Below are 15,985 nucleotides of genomic sequence, written 5' to 3'. Positions count from 1 at the left end.
AATATAAGCCAGCTCCCCCGTTAAGGAAGCTGACCTAACTCTCTATCATGTTGACAAGTCTTAGCTGCTTGAGTTTTTACCTTACTTAACTGTCACTAACCCTAATTTTAAAAGGCTTTCAGCTATTTGGACAGAATTCCATGCTGCCCCTTTTAATAGGTTATCGGAAACTATCCATAAATGGAAGCCTTTATCTTCATCTAAATCTTTACGGATCCGGCCAACGAATACGTCATTCTTGCCGACAGATGATGCAGGCGTTGGATAAACCTGTTGTTCTGGCTCATCTTCTAATACGACTCCCGGTGCCGTTTTCATCAAATTCTTGATCTCAGACGCAGAAATGCCTTCTTTTTCGACTTCGATGTATACGGATTCCGAATGCCCCGTTACAACAGGAAGCCTTACGCAAGTTGCCGCTACAGGTAGCTCTTCCATATGCATGATTTTCTTTGTTTCATTAATCATTTTCATTTCTTCAAACGTGAATCCATTATCTTGGAACCTATCGATTTGTGGAATGACATTGAAAGCAATTTGATAATGCTTGGCATCCCCTTTTACCGGCAAGATTTTTGGTTCGATTTCTTTTTCATCCAGAAGATCACGAGCCTGATCCTTTAGTTCGTTTATCGCAGCGACTCCAGCTCCAGATACTGCCTGGTATGTTGAAACGACTACCTTTGATAAACCAAACTCTTGACGGATTGGTTCCAATGCAACAACCATCTGGATTGTTGAGCAATTCGGGTTGGCAATGATCCCGTTATGCTGTTTCAAGTCCTCTTCATTTACTTCCGGTACAACAAGCGGAACATTTTCATCCATGCGGAACGCGCTTGTATTATCTACTACTATCGCTCCTCTTTTTACTGCTTCAGGAGCCAATTCCTTAGACACACTTCCTCCTGCACTGAAAAGAGCGATATCTATGCCTTCAAAGCTTTCAGGTTTTGCTTCCTGAACTTCGATTTCTTCGCCTTTAAATGACAATTTAGTCCCTGCAGAACGAGCCGATGATAAAAAGATGATTTTCTTAATCGGTAAATCCCGTTGTTCAAGTGTTGAAATCATTTGTTGTCCTACTGCTCCAGTCGCTCCTACTACTGCAATATGCAATCCCTGTGTCCCGGTCATTTGTCCATACTCCTTTTCTATCTCTAAAAGTTGGTTTATAATTTGTCTAATTATTTCTACTTGCTCAGAATATCATATATTTTAACACATTAACATTCGAAAGAACGCACTTTAACAAAATATTCTGGTAGTATAGATTGTTTTTGGTTCTTAACGATAATTCCAACTGGTTGCAAAGCATGAACAAATGACATTTCCTGGATTTAGGCATTATGGAACGACAATTAGATTACATCATCTTTGAACCTTTCAATAATCACTGGCTGTATTTGTTCTCCTTCTATTGCCGCCACGATGGTATCCCGAATCAAACTCATTCTCGCCACCATCGAGCTCGGTTTGCCTACCGGATTATCTTGGCCGTATGGAACAAAATAAATATCCTTTGCAGCCATCAGCCTCATTAAATTTACACCATTCAAACCAAGGGCATCGTTGGTTGAAATCGCAACCACAACTGGACGGTGATTTCTCATCGTCGCTTTTGCAGCCATAAGTACAGGCGAATCTGTAAGGGCATTTGCCATCTTACTCATCGAATTCCCGGTCAACGGAGCAATGACCATGCAGTCTAGCGGCAATTTAGGTCCTAATGGCTCTGCTTTGACGATTGTATCAACGGCTTCATTTCCCGTCAATTTTTCTATACGTGCAACCCAGTCCTCCCCATTTCCAAAGCGTGTTTCCGTATTTTGAACAGTGGATGTCACAATCGGAATGACTTCTGCCCCTTCATTTATAAGTTTTTCTATCTCGGGAAACACACTATCGTATGTGCAATGCGATCCTGTCAATCCAAAACCGATCCGTTTACCTTTCAGACTCATAATTTTTTCCCCTTTCTTTTCAAGAATTCCCCTTGGATCAAGACCCCAAGTGCATTCGCCAAAATTTGACCGGCAGTTTTCGGGGCCACTATCCCCGGTAGGCTTGGCGCCAATAACGCTTTAATTCCCCTTTTTTCCGCAAAACGAAAATCCGTCCCTCCAGGCTTTGAAGCAAGGTCAATAATCAAAGTGTGAACGGGCATGTTTGCAAGAACGTCTGCTGTAATGATTGGAAAAGGGATGGTATTAATGCAAATATCAACATTTTTCATTTCGGACGCAAGATCATTTAGATGAAAAGGGATTATCGCCATTTCAGTAATTCTCGCAATATCTTCGCTTTTCCTCGCCCCTACCTTCACTTTGGCTCCAAGTGCTTGAAATGATCGTGCCACACTCATCCCAACCCTTCCTAGGCCTAGAACGGCAACATCCGATCCATGGATGGTAAAATCCGTGTGTTGAATAGCCATCATGATTGCGCCCTCTACGGTGGGAATCGAATTGTATATCGCTACATCGTCTCGTTCAAATAAGAGTACGAGTTTACGATCTGCTTCCTTGAATAGTCGATCGAGGTAATCATTACTGATTCCTGAATAAAATACACAATCCTTTGGCGTGTCATTTATCATGGACTCGGTCAAGAAAACATCTTCACTGGAGAAGATGGTTTCCACTTTACCGGTTGAATCCGTCCCTCGCACAGGCAAGATAACTGCATCCAGTTCCGTAAAATTTATATCTTCTAATTTCTCCTTAACCGCACCTGTAAACGCATGGTCAAGCTGTTCAAACCCTACTAAAAACAGCTTCGCATCTAGCTCAGTCAGTTTACGAACAACTTCAAGCTGACGCGCATCCCCACCGATTACAGCGATTTGCATGTCTGTGAGCATTAAATCGTCACCTTCTTTTTAAAAATCCAACCCACTCCTCGCCCAAGATCAACTCTTGAAGGCGTTTTGTTATCCGATATTCATTCAGTCTCCATCCATCTTATGTACTGAAATAAAGAACGGTGATTAGAAAAGTAAAAACGCCTATAGCTATTACCAGCTAAGGCGCTCTTTAGTCTTTTCTCATTTTCATTCCTATCCATCCATATGTTCTCCGTCTTCCACCGAATGAGCTTCAAGTTCTTCCCTAAAATCGATAATGAGCATATCCGTTCCCACTTTTTTAATGTGATTCCATGGTACCCTGATTTCACTTCCATTTCTGAAAAGCCCAAACCACTTTACTGAAGGAATGACCAAAGTGGTAATTTGTCCCGTTTCGTCAAATTCCAAATCCGTTTGTCCCAGGACACCTAATCGTTCTGCCCTGTTCACATCGACTATCTCTTTTCCACTTAATTCACTCAGCCTCAAATCCGTATCCCCCTTTTTTTCTCCTTAATTCCATCTATATCCGAAATCAAGAGAACTTAGAAGGCATTTATAAAAATAGTCGTCCCCTTCCTTCCAAAAAAAACCTGCTCTCCTAAACAGAAGAACAGGTCGTAGATATTTATTTATCCCAATTTTCCAAAGGGCTCACCAACGATAAAGAGTGTTCTGTGAAGATACGGTTTGCTAGTTCATTGACACTATCTTCCGTAACTTCATCAATCTTGACGATGATATCATCCAGTGAACGATGCTCACCTAGCATTAGCTCATTTTTGCCATTACGGCTCATTCGGCTGTTTGTGCTCTCAAGGCTTAGCATTAAGCTACCTTTTAGCTGTTCCTTACTATTTCGCAATTCTTTTTCTGTGATTCCGTCTCTTTTCAGCGTAGCAAGCGTCTCCTGGATCGTATCATACAAGCTGTCAAGCTGGCTTGTGCCTGTCCCACCATAAATGGTCACTAAACCCGTATCCTGGTAGCTTGAATGGTAAGAATATACCGAGTAGGCCAGCCCACGTTGCTCACGGACCTCTTGGAATAGACGGCTACTCATGCTACCTCCAAGGATATTATTCAATGTGACTAGACTATAGGTTTTATCATTTCCGATTTCCAAACCTTTGAAACCGAGGCATAGGTGTGCTTGTTCAGTCTCTTTTTTACGAGTGATTCTATTTTCATGGAACGAAGGCTTCACCAATTCAAGACGCTCTTCCCCACCTTGATAGGAACCAAAGTAACTTTCCACTTCCTGAATCAACTTCTCGTCCACATTTCCAGCAATCGAGATGACGACTTTATCAGGCGTATACATATCATGAACATATTTCTTAAGTGTTTCACTATTGAATGTTTCCAACGTACTTTCCGTACCAAGGATTGGATAGCCAAGAGGATGATTTTCATAGACAGCCTTGCTCAAAAGGTCATGGACGATATCATCGGGTGTATCTTCATACATTTTGATTTCTTCATAGACAACATTTTTTTCTTTTTTCAATTCTTCCTCATCAAATGTAGAGTTGAAGAACATATCAGCAAGAATTTCAAGAGCATAGCTTGCATGGTTATCCATTACTTTAGCATAGTAGCATGTATACTCTTTTGAAGTAAATGCATTCACTTGGCCGCCAATGCTGTCAAACGACTCGGCGATTTCACGCGCGTTCCTCGTTGTCGTCCCTTTGAAAAACATATGCTCAAGAAAATGGGATACACCATTCAGTTCCGGTGTTTCATTCCGCGAACCGGTCTTGATCCAAACTCCAATTGCCGCTGAACGCACTGTTGGAATATTTTCCAATACTATTCTTACTCCATTTTGACACGTGTATTTCTTAATCAACTAACATTCCTCCCAATCATTCTATGCTGCTATCGTAACCAAAGCGTTACGGATTCAAACGTTCCTCACTAACTGCTTCCGAAACCTTAACAACTTCCAGGTCTTTCTTTTCTATATTAATAATTAACGTCTCCAAGGATTTGGCTGTAGATTCTGTCGGATGCATTAAAATAAAAGCTCCAGGGTGAACTTTAGAAAGGACCCTTTGTTGAAGGACCTCGGGGCTCGGTTTTTGCCAGTCAATCGTATCCACACTCCACATCACGGTCCCCATTCCTAAAGAACTCGCAATTTTGACCGTTTCGTCTCGATAACTCCCACTTGGAGGGGCGAACCAATTCATCTTCACGCCCGTCACAGCTTCCACCACTTCATTCGTCTTGGTGATTTCCTCCCGTGTTGCCTGTGAGGAAATGGTTTGCATATTAGGATGCGAGTATGAATGATTACCTATTTCATGACCACCATCCACAATCATTTTTGCGAATTCCGGATTATTTTTCGTCCATTTCCCTTCTAGAAAAAACGTCGCCTTTACATTATGCTTCTTCAACACAGCCAACATATCTTGTAGGTATTCATTTCCCCAAGCCACATTGATTAAAAATGATACAACCTGCTTTTCCGGATGTGCCCGGTAAATGGGTGCAGGCTCAAGATCTTTTAAATGGACTTTTGGGGGAACTTGTTCATACACAAGCTTATCCTTATCGAATTTATCCTCCTTCTTCATTGCTTTATACGAAGCCTGGATATTGACCGTAAGGCCATTATACCCAGGAACGGTCTTCCAAACCGAATCTATTCGTGCATCTTGGGGTGCAATCTCATATTTTTGGGCTGATCCTTTTATCTCGGTAAGCAGTTCATCTTCCTGCTTCATGGTAGCCACTGATTGATTCGTTAACTGGGTCAAATAAACTTGTGTATATGGATTTTGCACTAATAACCATGATATACCTGCAATGGCACTTATCGCAACTATCTGCTTCCATTTATTATTCATTTTTTACGCCCCCTTCATACAGAAATGTATGAAGAAAATGGACAAGGTAGAACATGACAACTTTCAATTGCTGAAATGCTTATAAATATGGAGCCTTTTCAAACAAAAAAAGCATGCAGGTTCATAAAGAGAACCGCATGCCGTATATTCTTTTTTCTTATGATTGAGAAGGATTAGCTGCTTCTTTTTGTTCTTTAAGTACAGCTTTACGAGAAAGGTTAACCCTACCTTGTTTATCAATCTCAGTGACCTTTACTAATAACTCATCGCCAAGTGAAACGACATCTTCCACTTTGCCGACTCTTTCTTCAGCCAATTCCGAAATATGGACCAAACCATCTTTACCATTGAAAATCTCAACGAAGCAACCGAATTTTTCAATGCGTTTAACTTTACCTAAGTATAGTTCACCCACAACGACTTCACGAACGATGTCTTCAATGATTTTTTTAGCTTTTTCAATCATTGGTTCGTCCGTTGAAGAAATGAATACCGTACCATCTTGTTCGATATCGATTTTCACGCCGGTCTCTTCAATGATTTTATTGATATGTTTACCACTAGGTCCGATAACATCGCGGATTTTGTCCGGATTAATGGTCATTGTAACGATTTTAGGCGCATATTTGGACAATTTTTCACGCGGTTGATTGATTGTAGCAATCATCGATTCCAAGATATGCATGCGGCCTTTTTTAGCTTGAAGCAATGCTTCTTCAAGGATTTCTCTTGAAAGACCATCAATTTTGATATCCATTTGAAGAGCGGTAACACCTTTAGATGTTCCAGCCACTTTAAAGTCCATATCGCCAAGGTGATCTTCCATGCCTTGAATATCAGTCAGGATCGTATAATGCTCACCTGTTTTTACAAGACCCATTGCGATACCTGCAACCGGTGCTTTCAATGGAACACCCGCGTCCATCATAGCTAGCGTACTAGCACAGATACTTGCTTGAGATGTTGATCCATTAGATTCAAGTACTTCAGATACAAGTCTGATTGTATAAGGGAAGTCTTTATCATTTGGAATGACTGGTTCCAATGCTCTTTCACCAAGTGCACCGTGACCGATTTCACGACGTCCTGCCCCGCGGATCGGACCTGTTTCCCCAACACTGAAATGTGGGAAGTTATAATGATGCATAAAGCGTTTTGACTCTTCTGTTCCAAGCCCGTCCAAAATTTGTACATCTCCTAGTGCTCCCAGTGTACAAATGGATAGTGCTTGTGTTTGTCCGCGTGTGAACAATCCAGAGCCGTGGGTACGTGGTAAAATCGTAACTTCAGATGACAATGGTCTGATTTCATCAGGATTACGGCCATCCGGACGTACTTTTTCTTCCGTGATTAAACGGCGGACTTCTGATTTAACCAGTTTATTTAAAATTTCTTTAATTTGTTTTAGTTTTTCTTCATCAGTTTCTTCTTCGTATTTAGCCAACACATCATCTTTAACCTCTTTGATGGCGGCTTCACGTGCATGTTTTTCCTGAACTTGTACAGCTTTGTTAAGTTCCGCCTCACATAGGCCTTTCACTTCTGCTTCAAGTTCTTCATCCACTTTATACAAAGTGATTTGTAGCTTTTCCTTGCCAATTTCAGCAACGATTTTTTCTTGGAATGCAATGACCTTCTTGATTTCATCATGTCCAAACATGATGGCTTCAAGCATTGTTTCTTCAGGCACTTCATTCGCTCCAGCTTCAACCATGTTGATAGCGTCCTTTGTTCCAGCAACCGTTAAGTTGATATCACTTTTCGCAAGTTGGTCAACAGTAGGGTTTATGATGAATTCATTATTGATTCTTCCTACTACTACGCCCGCGATTGGTCCTTCAAACGGAATGTCAGAAACTGAAAGTGCAAGGGAAGAACCTAGCATTGCTGCCATTTCTGTAGAACAATCTTGATCAACACTCATGACCATGCTGATGATTTGAACGTCGTTCCTGAAACCATCCGCAAATAGTGGACGAATTGGACGGTCAATTAGACGGCTTGCCAAAATAGCTCTTTCGCTCGGTCTACCCTCACGTTTAATGAAGCCCCCTGGAATTTTACCGACTGCATACAGTCTTTCTTCGTAGTTGACTGTCAACGGGAAGAAGTCGACGTTTCTAGGTTCTTTAGAAGCAGTTGCTGTACTTAAGACAGCTGTTTCGCCATAACGGACTAAAACGGCTCCGTTCGCTTGTTTGGCCAACTGACCGATTTCTACCGTTACATTACGGCCGGCCCAGTCAAATGAATACGTATGTTTTCCCTGTCCCATTTATTAAACCCCTCTCTGAATCTTCGCTATTAGAGGCTTAGTTTACCTAAACCTTTATTAAATTAAATCATTATATGTGAAAGTAATTGAACTCAAGTTATAACCAAACTATCACTATTATGCACGAAAAAAACAAGTGTTAACAGTAATATGACTAAATATTTATTCATTCAATTATGTATATATCTTAATCATTTATGAGTAGAAAAAAACTCGGCGGCTGCCGAGTCCAAAGGACGATGGCTTAGCCTAAAAATTGATAGCGTCCAAATCATTTGAATAACATCAAAAAAGCGGGAAATTTCCCGCTTTTTTTGAAAAAATTATCTACGTAGACCTAATGTGTTAATTAGTGTACGGTAACGAGTAACGTCTTTATTACGTAGGTAAGTTAAAAGATTACGACGTTTACCTACCATTTTAAGAAGACCGCGACGAGAATGGTGATCTTTTTTGTGTGTGCGTAAGTGACCGTTCAAGTTGTTGATTTCTTCTGTTAGTACTGCGATTTGAACTTCTGGAGATCCAGTGTCAGTATCGTGAGTTCTGAACTCAGCGATAAGTTCGTTTTTGCGTTCTTGTGTAATAGCCATGTTATTATTCCTCCTAAAATTCTGTAAAATCACCTATTACCGAGCCAGCGTCGGAGTCTCGACTAGCCAAGCAATGGTTATTTTCATACATACAATAGAATACATGTTTTCCGTCAAAATTGCAAGCCTTGTCTTCTATCCTTTTGGTTTCTTACAATGTTACCCGTTCAATTCGGCAAAATATGCTTGCGTATTTTGCTTGTCAATTTCAATCTGGTTGACTAACTCTTCAAGTCCCGAGAATTTGCGCTCGCTTCTCAACCTGATATGCCACTCGACTGACACCTGTTCTCCATAGATATCTCCTGTAAAACCTAATGCATGAACTTCTACGCTAGGATATTCGGGTTTTTCTTCATGGAATGTCGGCTTATACCCTACATTGCACACCCCATCATACCAGGATCCACTTATTTTAATCCTGACTGCATATACGCCAGGTGCGGGGAATATGTAATCATCACTCACTTCAATATTCGCGGTCGGGAATCCTAACTTTCTCCCCCGCTTTTCTCCATGGACTACATGTCCCTTTGTTACATAGCGACGACCCGCTAAATGATAGAAGTCAGAAAAATCACCATTGCTGAGCGTCTCCCTGATTCTTGTGGAACTTACCTTTCCGTCCTCGAATGTCTGCTTTGCAACGACGGTTTGACCAAATCTTCCCTTAGCATAGGCAGGTAGATCATCCATCGATCCATTACCATAGCGGCCATAAGAATAATCAAAACCTGCTACAACGTGACGGACATTCAGACCCACTATGTAATCATCCACAAACTCCTCAGGTAGCATCGAAGCGAATTCCTTACTGAAGTTGACGACAAATAGGTAATCGATTTCCATCGTTTCTATGATTTTTATCTTATCTTCCAGTGGTGTAATATAACGAATGTTTCCCACTTTCTTCCCTAATACAGCGGAAGGATGTGGATCAAATGTCATGACTGCTGACATAAGATTCATTTCATGAGCCTTTTGCTTAGCGGTTTGGATGACAGTTTGATGTCCTTTATGGATGCCATCAAAAAAACCAAGTGCCATGACAAGCTCAGGGAAGTCATCCGGTTTAAATTGATGAGGATGCTCTAATGCAATCACTTTCACCTTTCAATCTCCTCTTTCCGACGGCAAAAACGGTCTATGATTCTTGTGCGAAAACTTTGACAGGTTTAATTAACCCTTCTTTTGTGGGATGTATTTGATAAATGGCAATCGCCTTATCAGTGGGATCCATCATGACAAATGGTTGCCCCTTTTCAAAAACAACATCCTCCGTTTGTTCCAATACCGCACCGTTAAGTACTTTCTTTGCTACTTTATCATTAATCTGGAATTTCGGCAAATGTAACAATCCACGTTCTAATGGCAACAGAAAATCTCCTGTCTTTTCTGATTCCATGAATTCTTCCACCTCAGCGAACGTGAAACAATCCTCAAGCGTAAAGCCAGCCGCTTCAATCCGGACCAAGTCCGACATATGTGCCGGGTATCCCAATCTTTCGCCCATCATCACCGCTAATGTCCGAATATAGGTTCCTTTGCTACACTTGACACGAAACCGGAAGGAAATGGTTTCACCTTTGAATTCTAAACGGTCATCCAGTAAAGTAATATCATGAATAGTTACTTCCCGTGTTGGACGTTCCACTTCTATCCCAGCCCGAGCATATTCATATAGCTTTTTGCCATTTACCTTGACAGCTGAGAACATTGGTGGAGTTTGTTCAATTGTTCCTGTTAGGGATTTCAATACCTCAAGGATTTGTGAACGTTGAAATGTTTCGGTTACCTTTTGTTCCGCCACCTTTTCTCCAGTCGCATCTTCGGTAGCCGTTGAAAAACCAAGCGTCACTTCCCCTTCATACGCTTTACCTGCTTCTGTTAAGTATTCGGCAATTTTCGTTGCCCTGCCGATACATATCGGTAAAACACCGGTGACTTCAGGATCTAAAGTGCCCGTATGTCCGACTTTTTTCGTTTTTAAAATCTTCCTTAATTTAAAAACACAATCATGGGATGTCATTCCCTTTGGTTTCCATAATGGGAGTATGCCGTCCATTCCTTCACCTCATTAATCTTGTCATTTCAAAAAAAAGAGGCCGAGCCAAGAAGTGCAAAGCACTTATTGAGTCAGCCTCCATTTACTGCTTGCTTATTCTTCGTCTTTTACTGAAGGTTTTTCCTCTTTTTTGATTTGAGAAATTAATGATTCGATACGGTTACCATAATCGACGGATTCATCAAATTCAAAAAACAACTCCGGAGTTTTACGCAAGCGAATTCTTTGCCCAATTTCTGAACGCATGAATCCTTTTGCCTTTTCAAGACCCTGCAAAGTTTTTTCCCGTTGCTCCTGGTCTCCCAAGACAGAGATATAAACTGTTGCTTGTTGTAAATCGCCTGTCACTTCAACATCCGTTACTGTGACGAATCCGATTCTTGGATCTTTAATTTTGCGGCCGATGATTTCACTCAGCTCTTTTTTCATTTGTTCGCCCACACGATTTGCTCGAAGGCTCATAATATCACCTCGCTAGCTTATAGCCAGTCTATATCTGTTATTGTGCGCTCAATTTCCGGAAATGAATCTAGAAATTTAAGGGCATTTTGAAGTTCCCTCTCAGTAGCTTTCCTTGAGGATGAAACGGTTACGATAGAAATCTTAGTACGCTGCCAAAGATCCTGGAAATCCGTTTCCGCTACCGAGACATTAAGCTTCTGCTTAAGCCGTGTCATGACACGTTGCAACACAGCTCGTTTTTCTTTCAAAGAATGGGTGTCATAGATCATGCACTCACATTGGACGGATCCAACGATCATTTACGCTCGATCTCTTCCATTATATAAGCCTCAATTACATCGCCCTCTTTAAGGTCATTGTAATTTTTAATGGTAATACCACATTCATAATTTGTTGCCACTTCTTTAACGTCATCTTTAAAACGTTTCAATGCGTCAATTTCACCTTCGTAAATGACAACACCTTCACGAATTAAGCGAATTCCGCTGTCACGCGTAAGTTTTCCTTCGGTAACATATGAACCAGCAATTGTACCAACTTTAGATACTTTGAAAGTTGTACGAACTTCAGCTTGACCAATGATTTTTTCTTCGAACTCAGGATCAAGCATCCCTTTCATAGCCGATTCAATCTCTTCAATTGCTTTGTATATGATACGGTGAAGGCGAACATCAACTTGTTCTGATTCAGCGGCACGCTTCGCATTCGCATCTGGACGAACATTAAAACCAATTACGATTGCATTAGAAGCGGTAGCAAGGATGATATCAGACTCTGTGATAGCACCGACGCCGATATGAATGATTTTTACTTTAGCGCCTTCTACTTCTATTTTATTCAGGGAAGCGGCTACTGCTTCAGCAGAACCTTGAACATCCGCTTTTAAGATGATGTTCAATTCCTTAATTTCCCCTTCTTTCATTTGTTCAAACAATGTATCAAGCGTTACACGTGATTTTTCATTACGTTGTGAAGCAAGTTGTCTCTGTGCACGTACTTCCCCAACTTGGCGGGCTGTTTTCTCATCTTCAAAGACGATGAAACGGTCGCCTGCTTGTGGAACTTCATTCAATCCAGTGATTTCAACCGGTGTTGATGGACCTGCATCCTTAACACGACGTCCAAGATCACTGACCATGGCACGTACACGGCCGAAAGTGTTACCGATAACGATTGGGTCTCCGACTTTCAAAGTACCGTTTTGGACTAGTAACGTCGCTACAGAGCCACGGCCTTTATCCAAACGTGCTTCTATAACCGTTCCGTTCGCTTTACGGGTTGGATTGGCTTTATATTCTTCTACTTCACTAACTAGTAGAATCATTTCCAGCAAGTTATCAATTCCTTCGCCCGTTTTGGCAGAAATAGGTACGAAGATCGTATCTCCACCCCATGCTTCAGAAACTAAACCATGCTCTGTTAATTCTTGCATGACGCGGTCAGGATTAGCTGCTTCTTTATCCATTTTATTAACAGCAACAATGATTGGAACATCCGCTGCTTTAGCATGGTTAATCGCTTCAATTGTTTGCGGCATTACACCGTCATCCGCTGCTACAACAAGAATCGTAATATCCGTGATTAAAGCTCCACGAGCACGCATTGTTGTAAACGCAGCATGTCCTGGTGTATCAAGGAATGTGATTTTCTTGTCATTGACTTTGACTTGGTAAGCACCGATATGTTGAGTGATTCCACCCGCTTCGCCTTCTGTTACTTTCGTATGGCGAATAGAATCAAGCAATGTCGTTTTACCATGATCGACGTGACCCATGATAGTTACGACTGCTGGACGTTCGATTAAATCTTCAGAAGCATCTTCAGTCACTAATGACTCAAGATCTGTCAAGTCAACACGAATCTCTTCTTCAGCCAATACTCCGTACTCAGTACAGATTAATTCGATAGCATCTTTATCCAACGTTTGGTTGATTGTAGCCATGACTCCAAGCATGAAAAGCTTCTTAATGATTTCAGAAGGTTCACGGTGAAGTTTCTTACCAAGTTCCATGACAGTCAAAGACTCATAAAACGTAATTTTTTCTGGAAGTTCTCTTTCCTTACGTTTTGTAACTGGTGCCTGCGGCGCCGATTGTCTTTGTTTGTTATTCTTATTACGGTTATTTCTTCCCCTGCTAAACTGTCCTGATGGTTTTTTAGTGCCCAACGGTTTAACTGGTGGCTTTTTCTTTAGCTTTTCTTTATTGATCGTGCTTTTCTCATCTGCTTCAGCTTCGTATTTCGCAACCGTTGCATTTGCTTTCGGTTCAGCAGCTGCTTGGGTTGGTTCTTCGCTTTTTGGTTTAAGAGAATCGTTTAATTTGTTTACAGTTGAATCGTCTAATGCTGTCATATGGTTTGTTACCTCTATATTCATTTCTTTAAGTTTATTTATTACGTCTTTACTTGAAACGTTTTTCTGTTTTGCATATTCATATACACGCAATTTTGTCATACGTTCACCCCCGGTAAATTTAATCGAGCAGCATTCGGAGTTTTTGTGCAAAACCTTCATCAAGAACTGCGACGGCAACTCTAGCATCTTTGCCAATAGCATGGCCGAGCATAGATCTGTCTTCGACTCTTTTTAAAGGAACCTGATAAAATGCGCACTTATCAGAGATTTTTTTCTCAGTGTTTTTTGAAGCGTCCGCGGCTAAAATAACAACTTTGGCATTACCGCTTCTAATCTCTTTAACCACTAATTCTTCACCCGAAATTAGCTTGCGTGCTCGATTGGCCAAACCTAATAGAGACATCCATTGTTGTTGTTGGGTCATGGTGTTAGTCTTGCTCCTTATCCACTAATTCAAGCAATTGTTCATAAAGGGAAGAATCGATTTGAGTACTAAGGTGATTTGCCAGCACATTTTTCTTTTTGGCCAGCTCGATAATATTCCGATCAAGGGTCAAATAAGCTCCCCTTCCCGATTTTTTTCCGGTCGGATCAAGGCTGACTTCCCCTTCTTTAGATCGAACGATACGAATGAGTTCTTTCTTTGGCTTCATAACGCCAGTGGCAACACATTTACGCATCGGGATTTTTTTTCGGCTATTCATCTATTTTCACCTCTACCTTACTCGTTATCCTCTTCGAATTCTTCATCCTCTTCATTCACATAACTATCCCGGCTTAATAAGAACTCCTGTGCTTCAACAGGGTAAATACCAGCTTCGCGGGCTTCCGTTTCACTCTTGATATCAATTTTCCAGCCAGTCAGTTTGGCTGCTAAGCGTGCGTTTTGTCCACGCTTACCAATTGCTAGTGAAAGTTGGTAGTCAGGAACAATGACCGTCGTCGCTTTGTCTTCTTCTTTAACGATTACTTCAAGCACTTTTGAAGGACTTAAAGCATTCGCAACAAAGATAACAGGATTTTCTGACCATTTAACGATATCGATCTTCTCACCTTTTAATTCATTGACGATAGCCTGGACACGCTGTCCTTTTTGGCCAACACATGAACCAACTGGATCGACTTCCTCATTATCTGAGTGTACAGAAATTTTTGAGCGGTCGCCTGCTTCTCTGGCAACTGATTTGATTTCTACAGTTCCATCAAAAATCTCAGGCACTTCTATCTCAAACAAACGTTTTAAAAGACCTGGATGAGAACGGGATACAAAAATTTGTGGCCCTTTCGAAGTCTTTTCAACTTTTGTAATGAAAACCTTGATGCGGTCGTGAGGTTTATACTGTTCATTTGGCATCTGTTCATTGACAGGAAGCAATGCTTCAATTTTCCCCAAACTCACATAGATGAAACGTGAATCCTGGCGTTGCACGATACCTGTCATGATATCCTCTTCACGGTCTATGAATTCTGCGTAAATGATACCACGTTCAGCTTCACGCACTCTTTGTGTTACGACCTGCTTGGCTGTTTGTGCAGCAATACGGCCGAAATCTTTAGGCGTAACTTCCATTTCCACAATATCTTCCAACTGGTAGTTTGGATCTATTGCTCTTGCTTCTTCAACGGAAATTTCCAGACGTGAATCGAATACTTCCTCGACTACATCTTTTCTGGCAAATACTCGCATGGTGCCTTTGCCTAAATTCAAGTCGATACGTACATTTTGTGCTTGGTTAAAGTTACGGCGATATGCCGATATAAGTGCAGCCTCAATCGCGTCGATCAAAACTTCTCTCGAAATTCCTTTATCATGTTCTAAAATATAGAGAGCATCCAATAACTCATTGCTCATGGTGATCCCCCTTACGGATATTTAATTAATAATTGCTTGATTAAGAGAAGGTAATGGCAAGTCTTGCTTTCGCCACTTTTTCAAATGGAATGACGACTATTTTCTTTCTAGTCTTGATTTTGATTTCAAGCGTCACTTCATTCCCATCATAATTGGTCATGATTCCTTCGAATTCTTTTTCATTTAAAATGGGCTCGTATGTTTTTATGTAAACATTTTTACCGATAGCATTAAGGAAATCCTTCTCTTTTTTTAGAGGCCTTTCCGCTCCGGGAGATGAAACTTCGAGAAAATAAATTTGTGGAATTGGATCGACTTCATCAAGCTTTTCACTGAGCTTTTCACTCGTTTTCCCGCAATCTTCAAGATCTACGCCTGTCTCTTTATCAATGTACACTCGAAGGAACCAGTTCTTGCCTTCCTTCACATACTCCACTTCAACTAATTCAAGCTGCAATTCTTCAAGAATTGGTAGAGCTAATTCTTCTACAACTTCCGTTACCTTTTTACTCATTTGTTTCCTCCATACGTGCGTTGTGTGCGCTTGGTTTCGGATTCAAAATTAAATGGTCAATACAACACGAAAGAGTGGGTTTCCCCACTCTTGCCATTGGTTCCTCTTAGTATTTCCAATAAAAATATACCATAATCAAGATATTTTTGCAAATATCAT

Annotated in this window: 17 protein-coding genes; all 17 read right to left on the bottom strand. The window is 41.0% G+C overall.

What is annotated here, in order from left to right; genetic code table 11:
* Positions 1-81: 81 nt before the first annotated feature.
* A complete protein-coding gene (asd, locus tag ACIQXU_RS07940) occupies positions 82-1,137 on the bottom strand; it encodes an aspartate-semialdehyde dehydrogenase (protein WP_402868424.1) in 1,056 nt (351 codons plus the stop codon).
* 224 nt (positions 1,138-1,361) lie between these two features.
* Complete coding sequence (locus ACIQXU_RS07935; protein WP_402956346.1) at positions 1,362-1,964, bottom strand: dipicolinate synthase subunit B; 603 nt, start codon at positions 1,962-1,964, stop codon at positions 1,362-1,364.
* Positions 1,961-2,863, bottom strand: coding sequence for a dipicolinic acid synthetase subunit A (gene dpaA, locus ACIQXU_RS07930; RefSeq protein WP_402956345.1), 903 nt, complete (start codon positions 2,861-2,863; stop codon positions 1,961-1,963). The genes ACIQXU_RS07935 and dpaA overlap by 4 nt, the downstream gene beginning before the upstream one ends.
* A 195-nt stretch (positions 2,864-3,058) precedes the next feature.
* A complete protein-coding gene (locus tag ACIQXU_RS07925; protein ID WP_402868419.1) occupies positions 3,059-3,337 on the bottom strand; it encodes a YlmC/YmxH family sporulation protein in 279 nt (92 codons plus the stop codon).
* Positions 3,338-3,476: 139 nt separating this feature from the next.
* Positions 3,477-4,703: a M16 family metallopeptidase gene (locus ACIQXU_RS07920; RefSeq protein WP_402868417.1), complete on the bottom strand. Its 1,227-nt coding sequence runs from the start codon at positions 4,701-4,703 to the stop codon at positions 3,477-3,479.
* Between the two features lie 46 nt (positions 4,704-4,749).
* The gene (locus ACIQXU_RS07915) at positions 4,750-5,709 is read right to left on the bottom strand and encodes a polysaccharide deacetylase family protein (protein WP_402868415.1); all 960 of its coding nucleotides are present in this window, start codon (positions 5,707-5,709) and stop codon (positions 4,750-4,752) included.
* Positions 5,710-5,866: 157 nt separating this feature from the next.
* Positions 5,867-7,984 carry a polyribonucleotide nucleotidyltransferase gene (gene pnp, locus ACIQXU_RS07910; RefSeq protein ID WP_402868413.1) on the bottom strand — a complete coding sequence of 706 codons (2,118 nt, stop codon included), beginning with the start codon at positions 7,982-7,984 and terminating at the stop codon, positions 5,867-5,869.
* A gap of 323 nt (positions 7,985-8,307) precedes the next feature.
* Positions 8,308-8,577: a 30S ribosomal protein S15 gene (rpsO, locus tag ACIQXU_RS07905; RefSeq protein WP_402868411.1), complete on the bottom strand. Its 270-nt coding sequence runs from the start codon at positions 8,575-8,577 to the stop codon at positions 8,308-8,310.
* Between the two features lie 159 nt (positions 8,578-8,736).
* A complete protein-coding gene (ribF, locus tag ACIQXU_RS07900; protein WP_402868407.1) occupies positions 8,737-9,687 on the bottom strand; it encodes a bifunctional riboflavin kinase/FAD synthetase in 951 nt (316 codons plus the stop codon).
* Positions 9,688-9,721: 34 nt separating this feature from the next.
* Positions 9,722-10,642: a tRNA pseudouridine(55) synthase TruB gene (gene truB, locus ACIQXU_RS07895; protein ID WP_402987953.1), complete on the bottom strand. Its 921-nt coding sequence runs from the start codon at positions 10,640-10,642 to the stop codon at positions 9,722-9,724.
* 93 nt (positions 10,643-10,735) lie between these two features.
* Positions 10,736-11,104: a 30S ribosome-binding factor RbfA gene (gene rbfA, locus ACIQXU_RS07890; protein WP_402868404.1), complete on the bottom strand. Its 369-nt coding sequence runs from the start codon at positions 11,102-11,104 to the stop codon at positions 10,736-10,738.
* Between the two features lie 17 nt (positions 11,105-11,121).
* On the bottom strand, positions 11,122-11,403 hold the full coding sequence (locus ACIQXU_RS07885; protein WP_402987947.1) for a DUF503 domain-containing protein: 282 nt from the start codon (positions 11,401-11,403) through the stop codon (positions 11,122-11,124).
* Positions 11,400-13,559, bottom strand: coding sequence for a translation initiation factor IF-2 (gene infB, locus ACIQXU_RS07880; RefSeq protein ID WP_402868401.1), 2,160 nt, complete (start codon positions 13,557-13,559; stop codon positions 11,400-11,402). The genes ACIQXU_RS07885 and infB overlap by 4 nt, the downstream gene beginning before the upstream one ends.
* Before the next feature lie 19 nt (positions 13,560-13,578).
* A complete protein-coding gene (locus ACIQXU_RS07875; RefSeq protein WP_402868399.1) occupies positions 13,579-13,884 on the bottom strand; it encodes a YlxQ family RNA-binding protein in 306 nt (101 codons plus the stop codon).
* A gap of 4 nt (positions 13,885-13,888) precedes the next feature.
* Entirely contained in the window at positions 13,889-14,164 is a 276-nt protein-coding gene (gene rnpM, locus ACIQXU_RS07870) for an RNase P modulator RnpM (protein ID WP_402868398.1), read from the bottom strand.
* A gap of 17 nt (positions 14,165-14,181) precedes the next feature.
* Positions 14,182-15,312, bottom strand: coding sequence for a transcription termination factor NusA (gene nusA, locus ACIQXU_RS07865; RefSeq protein WP_402987944.1), 1,131 nt, complete (start codon positions 15,310-15,312; stop codon positions 14,182-14,184).
* Positions 15,313-15,352: 40 nt separating this feature from the next.
* Entirely contained in the window at positions 15,353-15,826 is a 474-nt protein-coding gene (rimP, locus tag ACIQXU_RS07860; RefSeq protein ID WP_402868394.1) for a ribosome maturation factor RimP, read from the bottom strand.
* Positions 15,827-15,985 lie beyond the last annotated feature (159 nt).

It is taken from the genome of Peribacillus sp. NPDC097284, from assembly GCF_044761765.1.
Taxonomy (GTDB): domain Bacteria; phylum Bacillota; class Bacilli; order Bacillales; family DSM-1321; genus Peribacillus.
Note: the sequence above shows the minus strand (reverse complement) of the source record. Positions and strands in the feature narration are given on the sequence as shown.